Source organism: Mucilaginibacter sp. P25, from assembly GCF_050859465.1.
GTDB classification, from domain to species: Bacteria; Bacteroidota; Bacteroidia; order Sphingobacteriales; family Sphingobacteriaceae; genus Mucilaginibacter; species Mucilaginibacter gossypii.
Genome location: NZ_CP193937.1, coordinates 2,322,187 through 2,343,838, shown reverse-complemented (window position 1 = coordinate 2,343,838; position 21,652 = coordinate 2,322,187). Strand labels below are relative to the sequence as shown.

Annotated in this window: 16 protein-coding genes and 2 pseudogenes; 8 read left to right on the top strand and 10 right to left on the bottom strand. The window is 42.4% G+C overall.

Annotated elements, in window-relative coordinates:
• Positions 1-81 precede the first annotated feature (81 nt).
• A complete protein-coding gene (locus ACRQ5D_RS12250) occupies positions 82-909 on the top strand; it encodes a CPBP family intramembrane glutamic endopeptidase (RefSeq protein WP_432329073.1) in 828 nt (275 codons plus the stop codon).
• 186 nt (positions 910-1,095) lie between these two features.
• Entirely contained in the window at positions 1,096-3,363 is a 2,268-nt protein-coding gene (locus ACRQ5D_RS12245; RefSeq protein WP_091174508.1) for an aconitate hydratase, read from the top strand.
• A 489-nt stretch (positions 3,364-3,852) separates the two neighbouring features.
• Here the strand turns inward: ACRQ5D_RS12245 and nagB are convergent, their stop codons facing one another.
• The 3 genes from nagB to ACRQ5D_RS12230 all read right to left on the bottom strand — a co-directional run bounded on the left by nagB (position 3,853) and on the right by ACRQ5D_RS12230 (position 9,068).
• A complete protein-coding gene (gene nagB, locus ACRQ5D_RS12240; protein WP_431199721.1) occupies positions 3,853-5,772 on the bottom strand; it encodes a glucosamine-6-phosphate deaminase in 1,920 nt (639 codons plus the stop codon).
• A 735-nt stretch (positions 5,773-6,507) separates the two neighbouring features.
• Positions 6,508-7,059: a hypothetical protein gene (locus ACRQ5D_RS12235; protein ID WP_431199720.1), complete on the bottom strand. Its 552-nt coding sequence runs from the start codon at positions 7,057-7,059 to the stop codon at positions 6,508-6,510.
• Complete coding sequence (locus tag ACRQ5D_RS12230; RefSeq protein ID WP_431199719.1) at positions 7,029-9,068, bottom strand: Kelch repeat-containing protein; 2,040 nt, start codon at positions 9,066-9,068, stop codon at positions 7,029-7,031. Before ACRQ5D_RS12230 ends, ACRQ5D_RS12235 begins: the two co-directional genes overlap by 31 nt.
• Before the next feature lie 361 nt (positions 9,069-9,429).
• On the opposite strand from ACRQ5D_RS12230, the gene ACRQ5D_RS12225 reads away from it, so the two are divergent.
• Genes ACRQ5D_RS12225 through ACRQ5D_RS12215 form a run of 3 tightly spaced genes read left to right on the top strand, consistent with a single transcriptional unit; the run spans position 9,430 to position 13,019 of the window.
• Positions 9,430-12,237, top strand: a complete 2,808-nt coding sequence (locus tag ACRQ5D_RS12225) for an outer membrane beta-barrel family protein (RefSeq protein WP_091176580.1) — start codon at positions 9,430-9,432, stop codon at positions 12,235-12,237.
• Between the two features lie 6 nt (positions 12,238-12,243).
• Positions 12,244-12,462 (top strand): hypothetical protein, encoded by a 219-nt coding sequence (locus ACRQ5D_RS12220; RefSeq protein WP_431199718.1) that lies wholly within the window; start codon positions 12,244-12,246, stop codon positions 12,460-12,462.
• A gap of 8 nt (positions 12,463-12,470) precedes the next feature.
• On the top strand, positions 12,471-13,019 hold the full coding sequence (locus ACRQ5D_RS12215) for a GLPGLI family protein (protein WP_431200778.1): 549 nt from the start codon (positions 12,471-12,473) through the stop codon (positions 13,017-13,019).
• A gap of 113 nt (positions 13,020-13,132) precedes the next feature.
• Here ACRQ5D_RS12215 and ACRQ5D_RS12210 read toward each other — a convergent pair.
• The 6 genes and pseudogenes from ACRQ5D_RS12210 to ACRQ5D_RS12185 form a co-directional block, all read right to left on the bottom strand.
• A pseudogene (locus tag ACRQ5D_RS12210) lies at positions 13,133-13,920 on the bottom strand (SDR family oxidoreductase).
• Positions 13,921-13,945: 25 nt separating this feature from the next.
• A complete protein-coding gene (gene fucP, locus ACRQ5D_RS12205) occupies positions 13,946-15,226 on the bottom strand; it encodes an L-fucose:H+ symporter permease (protein ID WP_090534993.1) in 1,281 nt (426 codons plus the stop codon).
• 33 nt (positions 15,227-15,259) lie between these two features.
• Positions 15,260-16,471 (bottom strand): DUF6786 family protein, encoded by a 1,212-nt coding sequence (locus ACRQ5D_RS12200; protein ID WP_091176571.1) that lies wholly within the window; start codon positions 16,469-16,471, stop codon positions 15,260-15,262.
• An 8-nt stretch (positions 16,472-16,479) separates the two neighbouring features.
• Positions 16,480-16,938: a fumarylacetoacetate hydrolase family protein gene (locus tag ACRQ5D_RS12195; RefSeq protein ID WP_431199715.1), complete on the bottom strand. Its 459-nt coding sequence runs from the start codon at positions 16,936-16,938 to the stop codon at positions 16,480-16,482.
• Positions 16,908-17,330 (bottom strand): hypothetical protein, encoded by a 423-nt coding sequence (locus tag ACRQ5D_RS12190; protein WP_431199714.1) that lies wholly within the window; start codon positions 17,328-17,330, stop codon positions 16,908-16,910. Before ACRQ5D_RS12190 ends, ACRQ5D_RS12195 begins: the two co-directional genes overlap by 31 nt.
• Positions 17,330-18,183: pseudogene (locus ACRQ5D_RS12185) on the bottom strand (glycoside hydrolase family 172 protein). Before ACRQ5D_RS12185 ends, ACRQ5D_RS12190 begins: the two are co-directional and overlap by 1 nt.
• Positions 18,184-18,785: 602 nt before the next feature.
• Between ACRQ5D_RS12185 and ACRQ5D_RS12180 the strand changes: the two are divergent.
• The 3 genes from ACRQ5D_RS12180 (at position 18,786) to ACRQ5D_RS12170 (ending at position 20,557) form a co-directional block, all read left to right on the top strand.
• The gene (locus ACRQ5D_RS12180) at positions 18,786-19,370 is read left to right on the top strand and encodes a Crp/Fnr family transcriptional regulator (RefSeq protein ID WP_091176565.1); all 585 of its coding nucleotides are present in this window, start codon (positions 18,786-18,788) and stop codon (positions 19,368-19,370) included.
• A 163-nt stretch (positions 19,371-19,533) separates the two neighbouring features.
• Complete coding sequence (locus ACRQ5D_RS12175) at positions 19,534-20,250, top strand: pirin family protein (RefSeq protein ID WP_091176563.1); 717 nt, start codon at positions 19,534-19,536, stop codon at positions 20,248-20,250.
• Between the two features lie 4 nt (positions 20,251-20,254).
• Positions 20,255-20,557 carry a hypothetical protein gene (locus ACRQ5D_RS12170; RefSeq protein WP_091176560.1) on the top strand — a complete coding sequence of 101 codons (303 nt, stop codon included), beginning with the start codon at positions 20,255-20,257 and terminating at the stop codon, positions 20,555-20,557.
• A gap of 5 nt (positions 20,558-20,562) precedes the next feature.
• Here ACRQ5D_RS12170 and ACRQ5D_RS12165 read toward each other — a convergent pair whose 3' ends face one another.
• Positions 20,563-21,390, bottom strand: a complete 828-nt coding sequence (locus ACRQ5D_RS12165; RefSeq protein WP_176844615.1) for a glycine-rich domain-containing protein — start codon at positions 21,388-21,390, stop codon at positions 20,563-20,565.
• Between the last annotated feature and the right edge of the window lie 262 nt (positions 21,391-21,652).

Genomic DNA, 21,652 nt, shown 5'->3' with positions numbered 1-21,652 from the left:
TATTTTATCGAACTATTTTTTAATTTTAAATTGGCTGGTCGTTTATCATGACCGGCCAATTTTTTCCTAAACAATCGCAAAATGTCTGAAGTAACAAACATTGAAACAAGTGCCAAAGGGCCTGAAAACATTACTCATATTCCGAAAATAGCCTACCCTAATATAAAATCTGTTGTAAGACTATTTTTCATGTACCTTGTTTTTCTGATCATCGTTATAATAACCGCAGGCATTGTATTTATGAATACTCCAAAAGAATTTCCGGCGGTGAGATCGATATTCAAAGTATTGACGAATGCTGCTCCTATACTAATGGCAATACAGTATACTTTAAAAAGGAGTGAAAAACAACAAGGTTATCCGTCAACCATAAATTACAATAAAATTGAAGGGTGGCTTATCCCGGTGCTGATTATAGCGGCAACAGCATTCTCAATCATTTTAGAACGAATTTCGGTATTGCTACCAATGCCTTTGAAGGTTCGGGAGATATTTGAGAGGGTGTTCACCAAAGATCTGTTCTCGTTCATGAGTGTTGTTATTATAGCTCCAATCGTAGAGGAAATATTATGCAGGGGCATTATTTTAAAAGGATTATTAAAAAATTATGCACCTAACAAAGCCATAATCATTTCTGCGATCCTTTTTAGCGTACTGCACTTAAATCCCTGGCAGGCTATTCCAGCATTTTTCGGGGGCTTATTTTTAGGTTGGATCTATTATAAAACGCAATCCGTAATTCCGGGAATGATTTTTCATGCTGCCATAAATACTACAGGATTTGCATTTTTGTTTTTAGGGAACTCCAAACAAGACCTACCTGATATTTTTGGAAAGATGTATTATCCGGTTCTGTTGGTGTCTGCATTAGTTTTCACTGTATCATGCATCTTCATCAACAAAAAGTGAAGGTTGCCGTAACCAACCAACCTCTAACCACTAATCTCCAATAACTTATTTAGAACTTATCCAAATAACATTTGTATAAAGCACTGAGGGCTTTCAAATGTTATTTTTTGTAAATTCGCCGCTCTAAGGCCAGTTAATGGGCTTAACGTCAATTTCTTTTACTTTTCACCTAAAAATCAAATACAAATGGCTTTTGATTTAGATATGATCAAAAAGGTTTACGACCGCTACAGCACACGTGTTGATGCTGCCCGTAAAGCGACCGGTAAACCCCTAACTTTAACCGAAAAGATTTTATATGCCCACCTTAGCGAAGGCGATGCTCAAAAAGCATTTGGTCGCGGGGTTGACTATGTTGATTTTGCACCAGACCGTGTAGCTATGCAGGATGCTACTGCTCAGATGGCCCTTTTGCAGTTTATGCAAGCCGGTCGCCCGCAGGTTGCCGTTCCATCTACCGTACATTGCGATCACCTTATACAGGCTAAAATTGGCGCTGTTGAAGATTTAAGCACCGCTGTTGACGTTAACCGCGAAGTTTATGACTTCCTGGCTTCAGTATCTGATAAATATGGTATCGGTTTCTGGAAAGCCGGTGCAGGTATCATTCACCAGGTAGTGTTAGAAAACTACGCTTTCCCGGGTGGTATGATGATCGGTACCGACTCACATACTCCTAATGCAGGTGGTTTGGGTATGATTGCTATTGGTGTTGGTGGTGCCGATGCGTGCGACGTAATGGCCGGCTTACCATGGGAGCTTAAATTCCCTAAACTGATTGGTGTAAAATTAACCGGTAAACTTTCTGGCTGGACTTCAGCTAAAGACGTTATCCTGCGTGTTGCTGGTATCCTTACTGTAAAAGGTGGTACCGGTGCTATTGTTGAATACTTTGGCGAAGGCGCACGTTCAATGTCGGCAACCGGTAAAGGTACTATCTGTAACATGGGTGCAGAAATTGGTGCTACTACCTCTATCTTCGGTTACGACGAAAAAGCTGCTGCTTACCTGAAAGGTACAAAACGTGCCGATATAGCTGAACTTGCTGACGCTATCGCAGAACACCTAACCGGCGACGAAGAAGTTTACGCTAACCCAGAGCAATATTTCGACCAGGTTATCGAAATCAACCTGAGCGAGCTTGAACCACATGTAAACGGTCCGTTCACTCCGGATTTGGCATGGCCTATCTCTAAATTTGCTACCGCTGTTAAAGAAAACGGCTGGCCTACCAAATTAGAAGTTGGTTTGATTGGTTCATGTACCAACTCATCTTACGAAGACATCACCCGTTCGGCTTCTATCGCTAAACAGGCTATCGATAAAAAATTAAAAACTCAGGCCGAGTTCACCATCACTCCGGGTTCTGAGCAGGTACGTTACACTGTTGACCGCGACGGTTACCTTGATACTTTTGCTCAAATGGGCGGTGTGGTATTGGCTAACGCCTGCGGACCATGTATCGGCCAGTGGGCCCGTCATACTGACGATCCTACCCGTAAAAACTCTATCATCACTTCGTTTAACCGTAACTTCGCTAAACGTCAGGATGGTAACCCTAATACCCATGCTTTCGTAGCGTCTCCTGAAATTGTTACCGCTTTCGCTATCGCAGGCGATTTAACTTTTAACCCGCTTACCGATACGTTAACTAACGAAGCTGGTGAGCAAGTTAAATTTGATGAGCCTCAAGGCATCGAACTACCTGTAAAAGGTTTCGCTGTTGAAGATGCAGGCTACCAGGCACCAGCCGAGGACGGCAGCAAAGTTGAAGTTATCGTTTCTCCAACTTCATCACGTTTGCAATTGCTTGAGCCATTCAAAGCATGGGAAGGTACCGACATTACAGGCCTGAAATTGCTGATCAAAGCTAAAGGTAAATGTACTACCGACCATATTTCAATGGCCGGTCCATGGTTGAAATTCCGCGGTCACCTGGATAACATTTCAAACAATATGCTGATCGGCGCTATCAACTACTTTAACCTTACTGCCGATAGCGTTAAAAACGAATTAACCGGCGAGTACGGTCCGGTTCCGGCTACTCAGCGTGCGTATAAAGCCGCAGGTATCGGTTCGATAGTAGTGGGCGACGAAAACTATGGCGAAGGTTCATCACGTGAGCACGCGGCTATGGAACCACGTCACTTAGGTGTACGTGCCATATTGGTAAAATCATTTGCCCGTATCCACGAAACCAACCTTAAAAAACAAGGTATGCTGGGTATCACTTTCGCTGATCCTAACGATTACGAAAAGATCCAGGAAGATGATAACATCGATATCACCGGCTTAACTACTTTTGCCCCAGGCAAACAGTTAACCGTTGTATTACACCATAAAGATGGTTCAAGCGAATCATTCCCTGTAAACCACACTTATAATGCCCAGCAAATTGAGTGGTTTAAAGCAGGCGGTGCGTTGAATATCATCCGCAAGCAAATGGCATCTTAAGGCTGAAAGCCGAAAGGTAAAAGCTGAAAGCTATAAATTTGAAGGCCTTTCCATTTGGGAAGGCTTTTTTGCTGGGTATAAATGCGACCAACTTTATCGTAAAAAAGTCGTCCCAATTACGCATATTTTGAATTTCTACAATATTACCTCTATTGAGAAACATATAATCTTCGTTGGAATCCAAAGATTAGTCCCAAAACTATAAAGATTACACCAAGTAAAATTAAGACTAATATGACTATTCTATCCGATTGCCGGTTTGTCTTTGCTTCTTCTGCTACTGCTTTTTCAACAGCAGCTTTTTTCAGATCTATTGATTTAACTTTTGTTAACCTTGCCCTCATTATTTATAAATGTATTAATTTCCTAAAAAAACGACCGTACGGTAAACCGTATGGTCGTTACAAAATAAGGACTTCTTGATAGTCTTTAAGATTTACGAAGTTTTAAAAACTTCGTAAATCTAACTCCACGTTAAGATCTGTAATTTTAGAATTTATATCTCACAAATGCTTCCATAGCTTCGTATTCAGCCAAACCAAGGCGGTCATAACGTTGAGCAGTGTCACGGGTACGGTCTTCTGCTCTTACCCAGAATTCCCTTGCATCATCACCTGGGAATACCGGAGTATCCTTCTGTGACTGGTGTTTGAAGATGGCGTTACGCTTGCGGATCACTTCCTGTGGCGACAATGGTACTGCCATCTCTATCTCATAAGTTTCAAACTCATGCCATGCACCACGGTACATCCACAGCCAGCAATCTTCTACCCAGGCTTCTTTACCTTTTAACCTGTCCAGTGCAGCTAAGATGATCTTGAAGCATACCAGGTGCGTACCGTTAGGATCTGCAAAGTCACCTGCCGCGAAGATCTGCTGTGGTTTTACTTGTTGAAGCAGGTCGATGGTTAATTGAATATCTTCCTCACCTACCGAGTTCTTCTTCGTTTTACCGGTTTCGTAAAACGGTAGTGCCATGAAGTGGATATGATCATCCTGTAAGCCTGCGTATCTTGCGCCTGAAATCGCTTCCGTTTTCCGGATGAAGCCTTTTACGTTTCTGATTTCCTGGGTATCAATTTCGTTTGGTTGTTTGGTTGGGAAGAAGGCACGCATATCTTCATATGACTTTTGAAGATGAGCGGTGTCTTCGCCGATGCTCTTTGTGAAATCGATAGCAAACTCCATGTACCTTAGCACGTCATCATCCCAAACGGCGGTATTGCCTGATGTTTGGTAAGCTACGTGTACATCATGCCCCTGGTCTACCAAACGGATAAATGTACCGCCCATCGAAATCACGTCATCATCCGGGTGTGGTGAAAAAATGATACTTCTCTTTTTAGCAGGCAGTGCCCTTTCCGGCCTTTGTGAATCATCCGCATTCGGTTTGCCACCCGGCCAGCCGGTGATGGTATGCTGAATCTGGTTAAAGATATCAATGTTGATATTGTATACTGGCCCCTGCTCTACTGCAAGTTGCGCCATGCCGTGGTTATTGTAATCTTCTTCCGTTAGTTTCAGTACCGGTTTGTTAACCTCATTCGCTAGCCAGATCACAGCCTTTTTCTTTAACTGGTTATCCCACACGCAATCTTTTACCAGCCACGGGGTATCAAACCTGGTCAGTTCTGATGCAGCATCTGCATCCAATACAAATTCCACATGTTGTGATAATTGCAGGTAAGTGGCAGGTACTTCGCCCGAGATCTCTCCTTCTACCGCTTTCTTGATGATCGGCGCTTTCTTCTTGTTCCAGGCCATCAGGATGATTTCCCTGGCTTTGAAGATGGTACCGATCCCCATGGTAATGGCTTTGGTTGGCACGTCGGCTTTACCACCGAAATCGCGGGCAGCATCACGCCTGGTCAGGTCGTCAAGCGTTACCATCCTGGTACCTGAGTTGGGTGCAGAACCCGGCTCGTTGAAACCGATGTGGCCTGTACGACCGATACCCAGGATCTGAAGGTCTAAGCCGCCCAATTCTTCTATTTGCTTTTCATAGGCTAAACAGAACGCAACAACTTCGTCTTTATCCAAAGTGCCATCAGGGATGTGCACATTGGCTTTATCTATATCAATATGGCTGAACAGGTTTTCGTACATAAAAGTCACATAGCTTTGAACTGCTGTGGGCTTCATCGGGTAGTACTCATCCAGGTTGAAAGTGATCACATTCTTAAAGCTCAAGCCTGCTTCTTTGTGCTGTCTTACCAGTTCGGCATATACCCCTATTGGGGTTACACCGGTGGCAAGCCCTAATACCGCTTTTTCACCTTTGGCTTGTTTTGCGCGGATCAGATCTGCTATCCGGTTCGCTACCGCCACTGAGGCTTCCTGCTGGTTGTTGTAAACGCTTACCGGTAACTTCTCGTAACGTGTCTCTTCCAATAAATTTAATCGTGCCATAATTTTCTCAGAACCTATATGTTATATGTTAAAGTTTAAAAAGTCGCTATACAAAAAACCCCGCCAAGGGCGAGGATTTTTATCAAACCAATTAACAAAAATGTTTATCCTCACCGACATGAGGGTAAAGTAAAGTGCGTATAATAATATGCTGTGCATTATCAATACAAACTTACTAAAACAAAATTTGAATTAAAAGAACTTTTTAAATTTTTTTAATAAGTATTTTATCCTGGAAAATGGGAAATTAGACTTGTTTTGGTTAAAATTTGCCGCCCTGCACATTTTTCATACCGAATTAAAAAGCGGTGTCATTTCGATAGAGCCCAAAGGCTTGAGCGTTGGGGCGAAAGAGAAATCTTATACGGCTTGTTAATCCAACCTGAATAGTTTGCCTGACATGTAGTACAAGATTTCTCCTCGTACCTCGTCGAAATGACAATTTGTTTTGCTCCCCAAAAAGGCAAAAGAGTTCCTGATGGGCAGGAATACTCTTTTTGCTAACCAATTATAAAACATAAATCATGAGAGGAGAAGAGGTGCAGGGGTGGAATCGAACCATCCGTTTGCTGCCGGCCAGCACCTGCCATTTAGTTTAAAAATGAACCCCATTTGTAAACTAATCTGTTGCAAATATATAAATATTCTATTAAATCTATATATTTAGTAGAATTTATTCATAAAACATTCATTTCCCTTAAAGAGGGCATTAATGGCAACTTTTTAAGCTTATGATCAACGTTGATCAGACTTATTGGAGCAGATTTTTTCGAAAGGAACAGGGTATTCTTCTCCTAATGATTTCTCGTATTCGACGCTAAACTCCTCATAAATTTTCCGGGCATGTTCAATACCTTTGGTACGGCGCAGGGCTTTGAGCTTAAACTTAATGCCGATATCATTAAAAGGATCGATATTCAACACAATACGTGAGATCTCCAGTGCTTTTTTATAATCAAAAGCATCATAAGCCTTTTTTATTACCGGCAAAATAACCGGCATCAGCGCTTCTTCGTACTCCTGTTTAAAATCATCAAGCCAAATTTCAGGAATATGCTGCAACAGCCCGCCACGGGCAACTAAGTCGAGATAATTGAACGCAGATGGTTCACCAATATTAGTTTGTTTAAGTGCCTCTCTCACCACAAAATAATCGCAATAAAAATCTTCGGTGCTAATAAAACTATAGGTATCATTTAAAAAGGCAAGTTCCAGGCCATCTATATCCGAAAGTATGTTGCGAAGGTGATTGATGGTCACACCACGGATATTCTTAGTTTTGACCACATCCTTATCCGGCCATAGCGTAGTGGAAATTTTTTTGATACCACACCATTCTTTTCGCGGCTGTTTAACAAAATAAGAATAAACAGCTGCTTGATCTTGGGACTGAACAGGTAAGTAATATCCCGTTTATTTTTATCATAAACAGTAAACTCGCCCAGGAGGTAAACAGCGTTGGCTTTGTTACCTGTTTCAGTTTCAATTTTTTGTTCGGCAATACGCTCTTCGTTAACAGTAACGGGTTCATCGTTATCCTTTCTCCGCCTTAAGAAAAACACGACAATCCCGCATAACAATACAAATGCAGACGCGCCACCCAATATCCTGTATAAAGTAAAAGATTTGCTTTTGGGCTGGTGGGCGGCCACAAATGCCTCCTGGCTCACGGGCGGCGCGGTAAGTGCAAAGATTTTTATGGTAGACCGGGATGGTGTTTCAAACTCCTGGGTAGTGCAATAAAATACATCCTGCTTAGCATTGTAAAACAGGTTATGGTCTGTTTCTATCCGTTCGGACACAACCGGGATGGTACCGCTTACTACCTGGTACGACCCATCTTTTATTGAAAATTTGTACAGACGTAAACTCGTTTTAGGCCGTTCGTGCGGATAACATAGCACATAAAAAAACTGCTTATCTTTTGATACAATGAGATTATTGGCTGGTACAAACGCTTCTTCATCCGGCTTGATCTCCCAGAGTTTTTTAATGCTATGCTTATCCAGGTTAACCCGGTAGAGGTCATAATAGTGCATCCCGCCTACTACCTGGTTGCCTGACTGGTTGCCGTAGCCGCCAAAAATGTAAACTTCGTTGTTTTGGTTGGCGGTACTTGCAGCCGAAAAGAACCGGGGATTGATCACATCGCCGGTGAAGATTTGCTTTTGCCAGGTATCTGAAGCTTTATCGTATTTAAAAAAGTTATCATAGTATTTAAACGACCCGTACCCGCCAAACAGGTAAAAGTTATTAAAGTATTTATCGTAAAAAATATTATGATGATGCCTTTGCTCCATTATGGTCGATTTACCATAAAAATCCCAGTTAAGGCTGTCGAGGTTGAAGGAAGCTATACTTGGAGCGGGCTGCGGGGCTCTGAGCACTTCATATATGTAACATTTATTTTCTTTAAGGTTTACAATACTTTTGCCCAGGTGTAAGGGTACTGCCAGTTTATTTTTGAATGGTTTTGTTCCTACTGCATCCCGCCCGGCATCATAAAACATCAGGGAATCGCTTTTGAAGATAAAGAACTGCTCATTTTTTTCATTAAAGTTGATCCCCGCAACCTCATTAAAAGTGTGTATGAATTTTTGTTTCCAAAAGTATGACTCGTTGATAAGCCATGCAGGGTTATCAACATGCCCCAGGTTATCTCCGTCAATCGTAAAAACATCATTCCCGGTCCATTCGCTAAGCCGGAAGGTATAGGATTTATCATCATTGCTGACAACCAGGTTTTTAATGGCCATATTCGGCACATCCGAATAATGTTCGTTTTTGCCAAAGGTGATCTTCGCGGTTATTTTACCGTTAAAACCCAATCCCACAGCCCGGTACCATTTTCCGTTTATGGATATGCCTACTTTATCGCCTTTGAGATCAAGATCAACTATCACCTTAAACCATTTACGCCGTTTCAGCATAGTATCGGCAAGGGGGATGCTGAGTTTATTACTCCGGCTATCAATATTGAAATTGAGGAACGAACCATGATTGTAAATCGCACTCAGGCTGTAGGAGTTTCCCTTATCATCGGTTAAGTTTAAAATATAGCCAAGGTGCTGATTATCCCACAATGAAAGGTCGAAACCAATCACCAGCTGATCATGAAAAGTTGGCAGATCATCCTTAAAAACCTGGTAAGACGTGCGCTTGCTCATCAGGCTGTCATTTGAACCAAACTGCAATCCCTGCCCCCTGCTCTCAGTTGCAGACAGCAGTATAATAAAAAGCAATACAAGCTTACATGCCCTTTTTGAAAGCATTAAAACCTTACTTTTTCCCACCATTTATAATACATGTTTAAACTTGCTGATCAGAACAGCGCTACAGGTTAGAATAATGTGCTAAATTATACATTTTTTGAGTACCTCAGGTGGGGGATTTTCATCATTTCGGCCGTCTGTTTGCCGATCAATGTGCAATTAGACCAAACCCGCAATAATTTTATTGGAGTCCATCCCGATCAGTATCACCAGCGCCATTATTGGTGTACGAGTCCACGCCCGTGCACAGCCTCCCATATTTAACACATCCATCCGCGACAAAATGTTAAATTTTGGCGATGAAATGTTAAATCTACAGTATAAAATGTTAAATCGCTTGCACAACTAACTATTTAGTTATATTTTGGCTTTCATAATCGACCTTATGAAAATCACAATTATTGGAGTACTGCTATTTCTTGTGGGCACAGTAAGCTTATCAGCCCAAACCAATTACAGCATTAAAGGAATTATAGCCGATACCGTTTCTAATTCTAAATTAGCCAACGCAAGCATCAGCGTTATAACTGCTAAAGATTCTATCCTTCAAAAATTTACCCGTGTTAAACAGGATGGTACATTTGCCATTAACAATTTAAGTAAGGGCAAGTTCATTGTACTGGCCACTTACCCCGGTTATGCAGATTTTGTAGAGCATTTCACCTTAGATTCCGCACACACCACACACGATTTCGGCCGCATCAGCATGCTGCTTAAAGAGCGTCTTTTACAGGAAGTAATTGTAAAAGGAAAAGCGGCAGCCATTAAAATTAAGGGCGATACCACCGAGTTTAATCCTGCAGCCTACAATATCCAGCCTAACTCAAAAGTTGAAGACCTCCTGAAACAGCTGCCAGGTATCGAGGTGGATAAAGACGGCAAGATCACGGCACAAGGCCAAACGGTAAAAAAAGTGTTGGTTGATGGCGAAGAGTTTTTTGGAGATGACCCTACCCTGGTTACCAAAAACCTGCGCGCCGATATGGTAGATAAAGTACAGCTTTATGACAAGAAGAGCGATCAGGCTGCCTTTACAGGTATTGATGATGGCGTGAAAGACAAAACCATCAACATTAAACTTAAGGAAGATAAAAAGAACGGTTACTTTGGTAAGCTTGACGGCGGTATAGGTACCGATGGCTATTACCAGGGGCAGGCCTTATTTAACCGCTTTAAGGGAAAGCAGAAGTTTTCAGTTTATGGTACGCTGGGCAATAACGGTAAAACAGGTTTAGGCTGGGAAGATAATAACAAATATGGCGGCGGTAGCGGCATGGAAATGAGCGACGATGGTGGTTTTTACTTCTATAGCGGCGGAGGTGATGATCTTGATAGTTTTAGTGGCCGATATGATGGCGAAGGTAAACCGATAGCGCGTACTGGTGGCGTACATTATGATACCAAATGGAACGGCGATAAGGAATCTTTAAATACCAATTATAAAATAGGGTCACTTACGGTTGATGGGACAAAGAACACTCAAACACTAAATAACTTTCCTGGTAATATTACAACTGTTAACACCGATCAAACAAATCACAATTACCTGTTTCGCCAAAAACTCGACCTGAATTACCAGTTAAAGATCGATTCGATGCAGAACCTAAAAGTTACGGCCGACGGAACTTTAAGACAAAGCGATACCAAAAGCTCGTTCCAAACACAAAACCGCCTTCTAAACGGCAACCTTACCAACACCAACGATCAGGATAATAGCGCCAATGTTGACGGCAAGGTATTTAATGCCAGTGCCTTCTATACCAAAAAATTCAAAAAGAAAAGCCGCACATTATCGGTAAACTTCAGATCAAGCCTTAATGAAAGTGACTCGAAAGGCTTCCTGAAATCAACTCTGGGTTACTACAATTCGGCAAACGGTGAACATTTAAGGGATACAGTTACCGATCAGTATAAAGCTAATAAAACCCAAAGCACAAATATCAGCACTAATATAACTTATACCGAACCTCTCGCTAAAGATTTTACGCTGGCTTTGAGTTATATGATAGCAGTAAATAATGCTAACAACGATAGGCGCAGCTTCAATAAACCATCTGCCACAGCTGGTATTTATTCGGTTTTAGATAGCATTTATAGCAGCGATTATAAACTAAACCAATTATCAAACCAGGGAGGCGCGGTATTTAACATTCAGAAACAAAAATTCACATTTAACTTTGGTACCAAAATAGCCGGAGTTAAGTTCAAGCAGGTTGATGAATTTGGTCGTACACCTGATTTAACACGTAATTTCACCAACTGGTACCCGCAAGCCAGCTTCCAGTACAAATTTACCAAGCAATCAAGCATTCGTTTAAGCTACAATGGCAATACTTCGCAACCCAACATTGATCAGATCCAACCGGTTAGAATAAATAACGACCAATTGAACATACAAACAGGTAATGCAGACCTGAAACCGTCATTCACCAACCGTTACAACATCAGCTATAACTCGTATAAAGTTATCAGCAATCAATATATCTGGATCAGCGGTTCGTACTCAACAACCAGTAACCCCATTGTAACCAATGCTGTACGCGATACTTCTGGTGTTATTACCTATAAGCCATCAAATTTAAAAAACCACTCAACCAGCACTTTTTGGGCAAATAGCTATTTTGAAAGAAAAATACCGGGAATAAATATTAACGCTGGTTTCGAGCTATCAGCTAACGGTAGTAGCTACTATAACTTCCAGAATGATACGCTAAACAAAACCAAATCATATAACTATTCGGGAAGTATCCGGCTTTCTAAATATAAAGAGAAAAAGTACGATGCCTGGATTTCGGCGGGCCCTACCTACACGATCAACTCATCATCGTTAAATTCCGCGCTAAATAATAACGGACGCGGATTTAACGCCAACGGGGGCTTCAACATTTACCTTCCAGGAAAATTCCAGATCGGATCGGATGGAAACTACACCTATAACGCTCCGACAAAATCTTTCCCTGATCAAGATTTCAGGCGCTTCCTGTTAAATGCCAATATAGCGCGCACATTTTTTAAAGACGCGCTGAAAGCAACCATTTCGGGCAATGATTTGTTAAATCAAAATACCGGTTATAACCGTACCGGTGCATCAAACATCATTACGCAAGAACGTTACACCACAATAAGGAGGTACTTCATGTTCACCCTCACCTGGGATTTTAACAAAGTTGGAGGCGGTGCACCTAAAAAATAACCTATCATGAAAAAGATTTTAACCTTAACAACCATATTGCTATTAAGTGCGAACTTTTTGCTTGCGCAAGGCAATAAGCATTTTACTTTTCACGGTACCATTGAGTATAACAAAACCTCAAATGTATGGGCTATGCTGCAAAAAGCCATTAATAAAGATAACGAAATGTGGTACCAGCCCAGGTATGAACAATATAAAAAAACAAACCCCAGTTTAAGGTATTAAAAAGCACCCTGAAATTTGGCAATTACCAAACGCTGTTTACACCTATTGAACCGGAAACACCAACAGCCGGTTACTGGAGTGAGCCAATGATGACAGCTCAAAACAGCACCGTATTTTCTGACTTTAATACAGGACTGAGCATCAGCCAAAAAAGTGTATTTGAAGAAACCTTTTTGGTGAAAGACACCACCCGTCATATCAAATGGAAACTTACCGGCGAAACCCGTGAAATTGCCGGCTATCCATGTCGTCGGGCTAACGGCCTGATTCTTGATTCGATTTATGTAGTAGCTTTTTATACCGAAGAGATTCCTGTTTCTGGCGGTCCCGAATCATTTAATGGCTTGCCAGGGATGATATTAGGCGTAGCCCTCCCGCACGAAAACGTAACCTGGTTTGCCACTAAAGTTACCGAACAGCCTATCGACGAAAAATCATTAACAGCACCCAAAAAAGGCAAAGCAGCCACTAACAAGAGCTTCATGACTATATTGCAAAACGCCATGAAAGATTGGGGTACGGAGGGAAAAGAGTATTTGAAGGGGTTTTCGTTGTAGATAAATTCATACTAACTACCAACAAATAAAAAACGTCATTACCTTTCTGGCAATGACGTTTTTTATTGTATCAAAAATCTTGGCGACTTAGCGCCTTGCGTGCTTAATAAAACTTACGCATTGGCCAAAGCCCTATCCAAATGCACATAACCACCATCAACATAAATTAGCTGACCGGTAGTATGGCTTGATACCGGCGACAATAAAAACGCTACGGTATTGGCAATTTCCTCAGCAGTAGTCATCCGGTTACCCAGCGGAATTTTTGACTCAATTTCTTTCAGTTTTGCCTGAGGATCGGGCAGGGTCTTGATCCAATTAGCGTAAAGCGGTGTCCAGCATTCGGCTACTACCAGTGCGTTTACGCGGATGCCGTATTTCAAAAGCTCAACCGCCCATTCGCGGGTAAGCGCGTTACGGCCACCGTTTGATGCCGCATAACCCGAAGTATTACCCTGACCTGTATCAGCAGTTTTTGAGGTAATGTTAAGGATAGCCCCTTTTGATTTTTTTAGTTCGGGCAAGGCGTGATGCGCCATCAGATAATAATGCACCACGTTTTTATGTAACGATGCCATGAAACCTTCGTAGTCGCCGCTTTCCAGGCCGACTCCATCATTTACCCCGGCATTGTTTACCAATCCGTCAATACGGCCAAATTTAACTATAACTTTATTCACTGCGTTTTCGCATGCTTTGGGATCAGTAAGTTCGGCTACTACCTGATACGCCTTATGTCCTGCTGCTTCTACAGCTTCAACCGTTTTCAGGTTATCAGCCTCACCGCGGCCTATTATAACCGGGATAGCCCCTTCAGCAGCTAACACTTTCACTATGCCTTCGCCTATGCCCTTGGCCCCCCGGTAACAATAATTACCTTATCTGTAAGTTGTAAATTCATTTTTTTATAATAGATAGATCAAATATTAATGCGAACCTGATAAGGTTAGCTTTTTAACTTTATGGTTGTTGATAGCAAAGATCAGGATGCCAAAAAAGCAAATACCCGGAACAACATAAGCCCACTGAATGCTATGAGTGGCATCAGATACCCTACCCATGATTACCGGGAAAATAGCGCCACCTACAATACCCATAATTACCAGCGACGAACCTAATTTGGTTTTAGCACCAAGTCCACGGATACTTAACGAGAAAATAGTTGGGAACATGATCGACATAAAGAACCAGGTACACATTAACGCGTAAACCGCTACTTCGCCTTTTAGTGTTACGGCCATAGCTATCAGGAAAATGTTAATAATCGCATAAGTGATAAGCAGTTTAACCGGGTTAAAATAACGCATGAGCAATGTACCAATAAACCTGCCTGCCATGAAACCCGCAGAAGCGATAGTGAGATAAAAAGAAGCCGGTTTTTCGGCAAATCCGGCTACTTTTTCTGAATAGCGGATAAAGAAACTACTTATACCAGCCTGTGCCCCTACATATAAAAACTCAGCAAAGATACCGGCCCTTAAACTTTTCACGTGCAGTAGCTCGCTTATCCTTACACCAAGCGAACGATTGTCGTTAACTGCCTCTTCACTGGTTTCTTCAACAATTGGCGGGAAGTGCGTACGATAAATTAAGAATGCAACTACAAGCACCACTGCGCCGATTACCACAAAAGGAATTTGTACAGACGATGCTTCATGATTAAGATATTCATTCAGCTGCTCGGGCGACATTTTGCTTGATTCCGCATCTGTTAACACTTTGCCCGATAAAATATAATTGCCACCTACAAGCGGAGCTAAGGTAGCAGCCAATCCGTTAAATGATTGTGAAAAGTTGATCCTTCTTTCAGCACCAGCCGGATCACCTAATACCGTTATGTAAGGATTAGCGGCTGTTTCCAAAAAGGCCGCTCCCGAAAATACGATGAATAACGCTGCTAAAAAGAACGCGTAGTTACGCACCGCAGCAGCAGGGAAAAACAGGAATGCTCCTGTTGAAAAAAGTATCAAACCTAAAATGATCCCACCCTTGTAGCCATATTTTTTCATGAATTGCGCGGCCGGAATGGGTAATATAAAATAGGCAATATAGGATGCCGAATCGATCAGTGAGGATTGCAGGTCATTAAGCTGACAGGCTTTTTTTAAGTGTGGAATTAGTATCGGATTAAGATTGAGCGCGAACCCCCAGATAAAGAACAGGGAGGTAATTAATGCTACTGCGAACAGGGCGTTGTTTTTTGACATTGAGTATTTATTGGTTGGTTGTATATTGATCTGTTATTTAAATGCGGTCGCGATCTCATCTAACGAAATCCCCAGCGTTTTTAATGCTATTTTATTTAATGCGGCTTTATTACCGGTGAAATGGAATACACTATGTTTATGTGTAAGCTTTTCGCCCGGCTTCAGGAACGCGGCGGGTGATACACTTTCTATCTCATAAAAGGGCCCCATTTGTTTACCATCTGCCAGTGGGCCATCGTTATAAGCATTTACCGCGTCGCCGCTGTAAGGCGCAGTATCTGTTTTCCATTCCTGGTTTAGGTAGGATGCTGTGCTATCCACATCAAACGTCGTGATGGTTAAAACATCGCTCTCCGCATCATAGCTACCAGCCATATTTTTTGCACGATGAGGTGGAATACCCAGCTTGCCACGGCTTTTTCCATCAGCCTTAAACAGCAGGATGCCGTTTTTATAAGTGATTCTGTCTTTCGGGATCTCGCCAAAATAATTGGTGGTAGCTATTTTACCGGTAGCACTTTCATTATATGGCACTACGATCACCACTTTTGGCGAAGGGGTAAACATATCTAAATTCCAAAGGCATGGCGCACCGGTTATTTTATCCCAGGCCTTATCACCTGTATTTATGATAGTATTCAGCGTATTGAAGCCTACTGCCTTTACCGATGTGTCGGCATCAATACCAAGTACCTGCTGTATAGCTTTTGGCTCCATGATCTCCACATCCCGCTCCAGCTTTATTGATAATTCGGTACCGGCATAATTTTGCAGATGCGTGCTTTTGCTCATCGATACCTTTTTATCCGAAGCTGAAATGAGTTCCCAGCTTTCATTATCAACGGCAGCCGGCGTATGCCAATTGGCAAACTCCATTTTAGTGCCGGGCTTAAAGAAAAGCGAAAATTGCCCGCCTTCCGGCCCGAGCCATAAACGGTCTTCCCCGCCAAAGGCATTCATATGCGGGTCGGGCTGTTTCTGGTCGAAAGTTTCGTATTTGATCCAACCGAAACTTTTACCGAAAGAGCCTTCTGCTGTTGATGTAAATACCTTGCCTTGATATTTTGGAGATACCATAACCATTCCTAAGCCACCGTCACTTAAAACTATCAGACTATCGTCCCTCTTCCGCAGAAACTCCTCGTCATATTTAAAACTTCCTCTTTTCACAGGTGGTTTATACATAGTGCATGCAGCCAAACTGGCAATCAGCAAAACTAATGATGACTTTTTTAAAAGCTGCATGATACCGGTTATTTATGTTTTGGGTTTAAGCCAATCACGTTCACCATTGTGCCAATATGATCAATGCTGATTTCCACCACATCACCGGCTTGCAAAGTAAAGCCTGGCGGCGGCACCAGGCAGGTACCCGTCATTAAAAAGCATCCGTTAGGGAAATCACATTCACTATATAAATAGCCGGTAAGTTCGGTAAAAGAACGTTTAATGCGCGATACGGTAGTTTCATCTTCAAAAACCAGCTTTCCGTCGCGTTTGATATTCATACTGATCATCGTTTCGCCGGGAATTGCCGATGAAGTAACATATAAGCATGGCCCAAGCGCGGCGCTTTTTTCATAAACTTTAGCCTGCGGCAGATATAAAGCATTTTCGCCCTCAATACTCCTCGAACTCATGTCATTGCCAATGGTATATCCCTGGATATTACCATCGCTGTTCACAAATAGTGTAAGCTCAGGCTCCGGCACGTCCCAATCCGAGTCTTTGCGGATGTAAACCTCGCCGTTGTGCCCGGATACCCGATGTGCAAGCGCTTTGAAAAAAGCTCAGGGCGGGCTGCGTCATAAACCTTGTCATACAAACTTGCGCCTGTTTCTGACTCCTCCATACGGGCATCACGGCTACGTAAATAAGTTACGCCGGCGGCCCATACTTCCTGGCTGCCAATAGGCGGCAGAATATTGCCGTTCAGATATTCATTCTCCACCTCGGCGCTTAAAGCCGTAGTATCGGCAGTGATCGATTCCAGGTAAGCCGCTAAACCATCCCGGTTGATCAGTTTATCCCATTCATCATCAATAATATATGATGAACCGTTATGTTGCAATAGGCTGCCTTTGGCAAGTTTATATAGTTTCATTAGTTTACTTCCAGTTCGTCTTTTGAGGGGAATTTAGGGAAAGGGCCATGTTCGCCGGTTTGATACCAGAACACGGTTGAAGCGATATCGTCCTGCAGGGGCATGTAACGGCCATCATGCCGCCAGCCCAATGCCTGTATAGTAACCTTAAGGCTTTTTTCAAAGCGAATGGGATCTACAATATGCCAGCGGTACATGCCGAAACGTTGCGCAATATTGTAATGCCCGTCACCGCGGATCACCTGCGGTAAGCCGCTGTAGGGGCTGCAAAATTCGGTGTATTCTGTTCCGGGTTTCTCTTTACCCTCGGCATCCTTGTGACGGGTATCAAAATCATATGATCCGCAGAAATAATCCTCCGTACCAGTACCGTTTATGGTAGGGAATTTGGTATCGCCATCCATAAAAAACTTGATCTCGCCTTCGCCCCACCAGCCATTTTTGTTTGAGCCATAAGCGATGTAAGTACCTACGTATTGCCCTTTGCCTTTAATGCTATCCACCAAAACAAAATCTTTTTTATACGGCAGCGGGTTTACCCTGCGAAATTGCGCATGGAAATACCCGGCATCTTCAGGCACATCTGTCAGGGTATAATCAACCTGGTAATAGAGCACCATATCCGCATCGTCGATATTTTCCATAGTGATGCGGCATTTTTTGCGGAACGGCATTGGCCAGTAGCAATTAAATGCACTGCCAGGATTAACCGCCACTGCGAGGGAACTTACCGGTGCATATTTACCCCATCCCATACAAAAAAGTCGCCCACCGGCACCTCCACGGATGGGGTAGTTTCATCGTCCCAATAAAAACGGATTATGGAATAGCGCCAGTTACCGGTAGGTGTCATCCAGATATGCTGAATAGCGCCCGATCCGTTAATTTCGGCAACGGTAAAAGTTGTATGCTTTTTGATAACAACGCTCGGGCTTACTTTCCAGGTCTGGCCTAAGTCGCGGGATGCGTTGGCGCCGGTGCCGTTTGTGGCCATGCCACCTTTACCTTTCTCGCCGGTAAAATTTTCGGGACTAATAGACCGTGTTTTAGCATCAGAAGTACGGTAAAGGTTGCCGAGCCCAACATCAAGACCGTTAAATTTCTGCTGCGCATCAACAAACGAAGCAACAATAACACACAGGCAGATCGTTAAAAAATAATTTTTCACCATAAAACTTATCTTTAAAATCAATTAACGCAGTAATTGGTAATGCGCTCCAGGTTTATTTGTTTATGCTTCAGGCCTTGGTTAAAAAGCCATTCACAATCATATTGATAATTTTTTGCTATCCATACCGCTTTATAAGCATAACATGCGCATATTTTGGCATGGCTTACCTGCGGTTGATAAAGCTAATTTAAAAATTATTAAATAATGCCCTGTACCTGTAAAAAACAGGATAGATTAATTGCCCATTCTTCGATAAATAAGCTAAATAAACCACATTTTTGCATATGCCGTTTGATCTGATACTTAACAATCTCGAAAAACACATCCACTTAACCCGCGAAGAACAGGAAATTTTTACGGCTTATTTACAGCCTAAAAAAATAAAACGCAAACAGTTTTTGCTTACTTATGGTGAAGTATGCAAGTATTCGGCTTTTGTAACGGCCGGTTGTTTGCGAGGCTATACCGTAGATAAAAGTGGTATCGAACACGTGTTAAACTTTGCCCCTGCCGACTGGTGGATTGCCGATATGTATAGTCTAATTTCGCAAAAACCCGGTATCCAGAATATCGAAGCATTGGAAGATACAGATGTACTGCTGCTCTCAAAAGCAAATCAGGAAAAACTATACACACAAATCCCAAAGTTTGAACATTTTTTCCGGATCCTTACCGAAAATTCTTTGGTAGCCAGCCAGCAGAGGTTGATCGATAGTTTAAGCTTAACTGCCGAAGAACGTTATAATAATTTTTGCAAGCGTTACCCCACATTGATCGATCACTTGCCCCAAAAACAAATAGCATCTTATATTGGTGTAACCCCCGAATTTTTTAGCCGGATGAAGGGCGAGATGGTGAGGAAAAGATAGGCACGAATTACACTAATTCAACCGAATTGACACGAATTGAGAACAATTAAAATTCGTGCCAATTCAATTCGCATAATTAGTGCCTGTTAATTTCTTAACCTACATCAAGTGCCGCCAGCCCACCTCCCTTTAACTTTGTATTACAATTTAAAGGAAACACACAATGGCACAAACCGTTTTACATAAAGCTAACACTCGCGGACATGCAGACCATGGATGGCTGCACAGCTTTCAATCATTCAGTTTTGCAGGATATTACAACCCACAGCGTATGAACTTTGGTGCATTGAGGGTATTAAACGATGATACAGTTGATCCAGGTATGGGTTTCGGCAAACATCCGCATGATAATATGGAAATTATTTCCATTCCGCTGGAAGGAGATCTGGAACACAAGGATAGCATGAACAATGTGGCTGTTATCAAAAACGGCGATATCCAGGCCATGAGTGCAGGTACCGGAATTTTCCACAGCGAATATAATTTTGACCGTACCAGCGAAGTGAAATTTTTGCAGATCTGGATCTACCCTAATAAAAGAAACGTAGAACCACGTTATGATCAGATCTCACTAAATCTTGAAGACCGTCATAATAAATTGCAACAGGTATTATCACCCAATCCTGATGACGCGGGTGTATGGATCCACCAGGATGCCTGGTTCCATTTGGGCAAATTTGATCAAGGAATAAGTACTGAATATGCTATTAAAAAAGAAGGCAACGGCGTTTATGCGTTTGTGTTAAGCGGCGAAGTGATTATTAATGGCGAAACTTTAAATAGTCGCGATGCTTTGGGTATTTGGGATGCCGACAAATTTACCGTTGAAGCAGGTACAGATTCTGAGTTTTTGTTGATTGATGTACCGATGAAATTTTAAGATCATGGAAAAGAAACAGATACTGGTAATTGGCCGGCATCCAGAAATATTAGCCACAGTAGTGAGATTAGTAAACAATAATCCTGACTGGAACGCAACTGGCTGCCTCACCGATGAGGAAGCCATTGCGGCGTTCCCTACCCAAGACTTTAAAGTGGTGTTATTAGGTGGAGGGGTTGATGAGATATCGGAAGTTAAACTGAACGAATATTTCTGTAATGAAAAACCAGAAATTAAGATCGTACAACATTTTGGAGGTGGAAGCGGATTGCTCTCGGCTGAGATTTTTGAGGCATTAGGTAGCTGACTAACTTAATGGCTGCTGCAACCACTACATCCTGAAGCAGAGCACCCTGAGCAACCGCTTCCACATCCACTGCCCCCACCGCTATGGCACCCATGACCAGAATGTCCGTGATGGCCCGAATCGAAACCACCATCAGCTCCGCAGCCGACGGTACTACAACCAGTCCCACCACCATTACCGTCACGGTCCCGTTTATCATCATTGCGCCCTTCACTATGATAACTTAATATGGTAACACCAACAAACAGTACCAGGAAAATTAATATAAAAATATCATTATCTGAGGCCTGTATGCATATCCATGAAACAAGGATCAACAACCCCATCAGCAACAATACTTTAATTCGTCGAGGTTTACGGATAAGCCAGTATTTATCCAGGTTCACTCGTTGAAAATTAATCTCTTTAAAGCGGACTTCGTTTCCAGGCCAGATATCAGTAGGCGACTGTTCGTTAAAACAGTTAAAATATAATTGGCCGGTATCAGTATAAAACGTGTCATACTTTACTGCTTCGCTATTTCCACCTTTAGTAGGATTATGATGGATCTCCCTTCCGAGTGTGCCACGGCAAAGATCTATCCAATATGAGCGGGTAAAAGTTAAATGCAGGTGCCAGGCCTGATCAATAGCATCGGAAGGTGTTACACCATGTTCGGAGATACAACAAAGAAAAATAAAACGTTTGTATTCAGCAATCACCCTACGGGTATAAACTAAGTCCCACCCATTCTCGCGCGCCAGGCGTTCGGAAAATTTGAAAGCAGCTTCAGGATCATCCAATTGAAAATCCAGGATCTTTTGCCAAAGCGCGGCTTGTTCTGCTGTAAGCATATGTTTAGGTATATACTTTAAAAATAGCAAAATAATATGGTAATGAAATGTTTATTGGTGATGGTGTTCGTTATCTTGCTATCGCTCGGACTTTGTTCATTTTGTTAAGAAAAAGAACAAAGCCAACCCGCGGCAACTGAGCGGGCCAATGTAAAGTTAAATACAACAATGATTTCTTTGGGCGTTGCCTGCGGCCGGGCTATGCGCTCATACTGCACGGGCATTAGCCACAAGGCCGATATTCGCTCCTATCCCCAACGCG

Coding starts and splice junctions, on each gene's coding strand:
- ACRQ5D_RS12245 (WP_091174508.1), top strand. CDS start 1,096: ATGGCTTTTGATTTAGATATGATCAAAAAGGTTTACGACCGCTACAGC.
- nagB (WP_431199721.1), bottom strand. CDS start 5,772: ATGGCACGATTAAATTTATTGGAAGAGACACGTTACGAGAAGTTACCG.
- fucP (WP_090534993.1), bottom strand. CDS start 15,226: ATGTCAAAAAACAACGCCCTGTTCGCAGTAGCATTAATTACCTCCCTG.
- ACRQ5D_RS12190 (WP_431199714.1), bottom strand. CDS start 17,330: ATGAAACTATATAAACTTGCCAAAGGCAGCCTATTGCAACATAACGGT.
- ACRQ5D_RS12250 (WP_432329073.1), top strand. CDS start 82: ATGTCTGAAGTAACAAACATTGAAACAAGTGCCAAAGGGCCTGAAAAC.
- ACRQ5D_RS12220 (WP_431199718.1), top strand. CDS start 12,244: ATGAAAAAGATTTTAACCTTAACAACCATATTGCTATTAAGTGCGAAC.
- ACRQ5D_RS12180 (WP_091176565.1), top strand. CDS start 18,786: ATGCCGTTTGATCTGATACTTAACAATCTCGAAAAACACATCCACTTA.
- ACRQ5D_RS12230 (WP_431199719.1), bottom strand. CDS start 9,068: ATGGTGGGAAAAAGTAAGGTTTTAATGCTTTCAAAAAGGGCATGTAAG.
- ACRQ5D_RS12170 (WP_091176560.1), top strand. CDS start 20,255: ATGGAAAAGAAACAGATACTGGTAATTGGCCGGCATCCAGAAATATTA.
- ACRQ5D_RS12200 (WP_091176571.1), bottom strand. CDS start 16,471: ATGCAGCTTTTAAAAAAGTCATCATTAGTTTTGCTGATTGCCAGTTTG.
- ACRQ5D_RS12175 (WP_091176563.1), top strand. CDS start 19,534: ATGGCACAAACCGTTTTACATAAAGCTAACACTCGCGGACATGCAGAC.
- ACRQ5D_RS12165 (WP_176844615.1), bottom strand. CDS start 21,390: ATGCTTACAGCAGAACAAGCCGCGCTTTGGCAAAAGATCCTGGATTTT.
- ACRQ5D_RS12225 (WP_091176580.1), top strand. CDS start 9,430: ATGAAAATCACAATTATTGGAGTACTGCTATTTCTTGTGGGCACAGTA.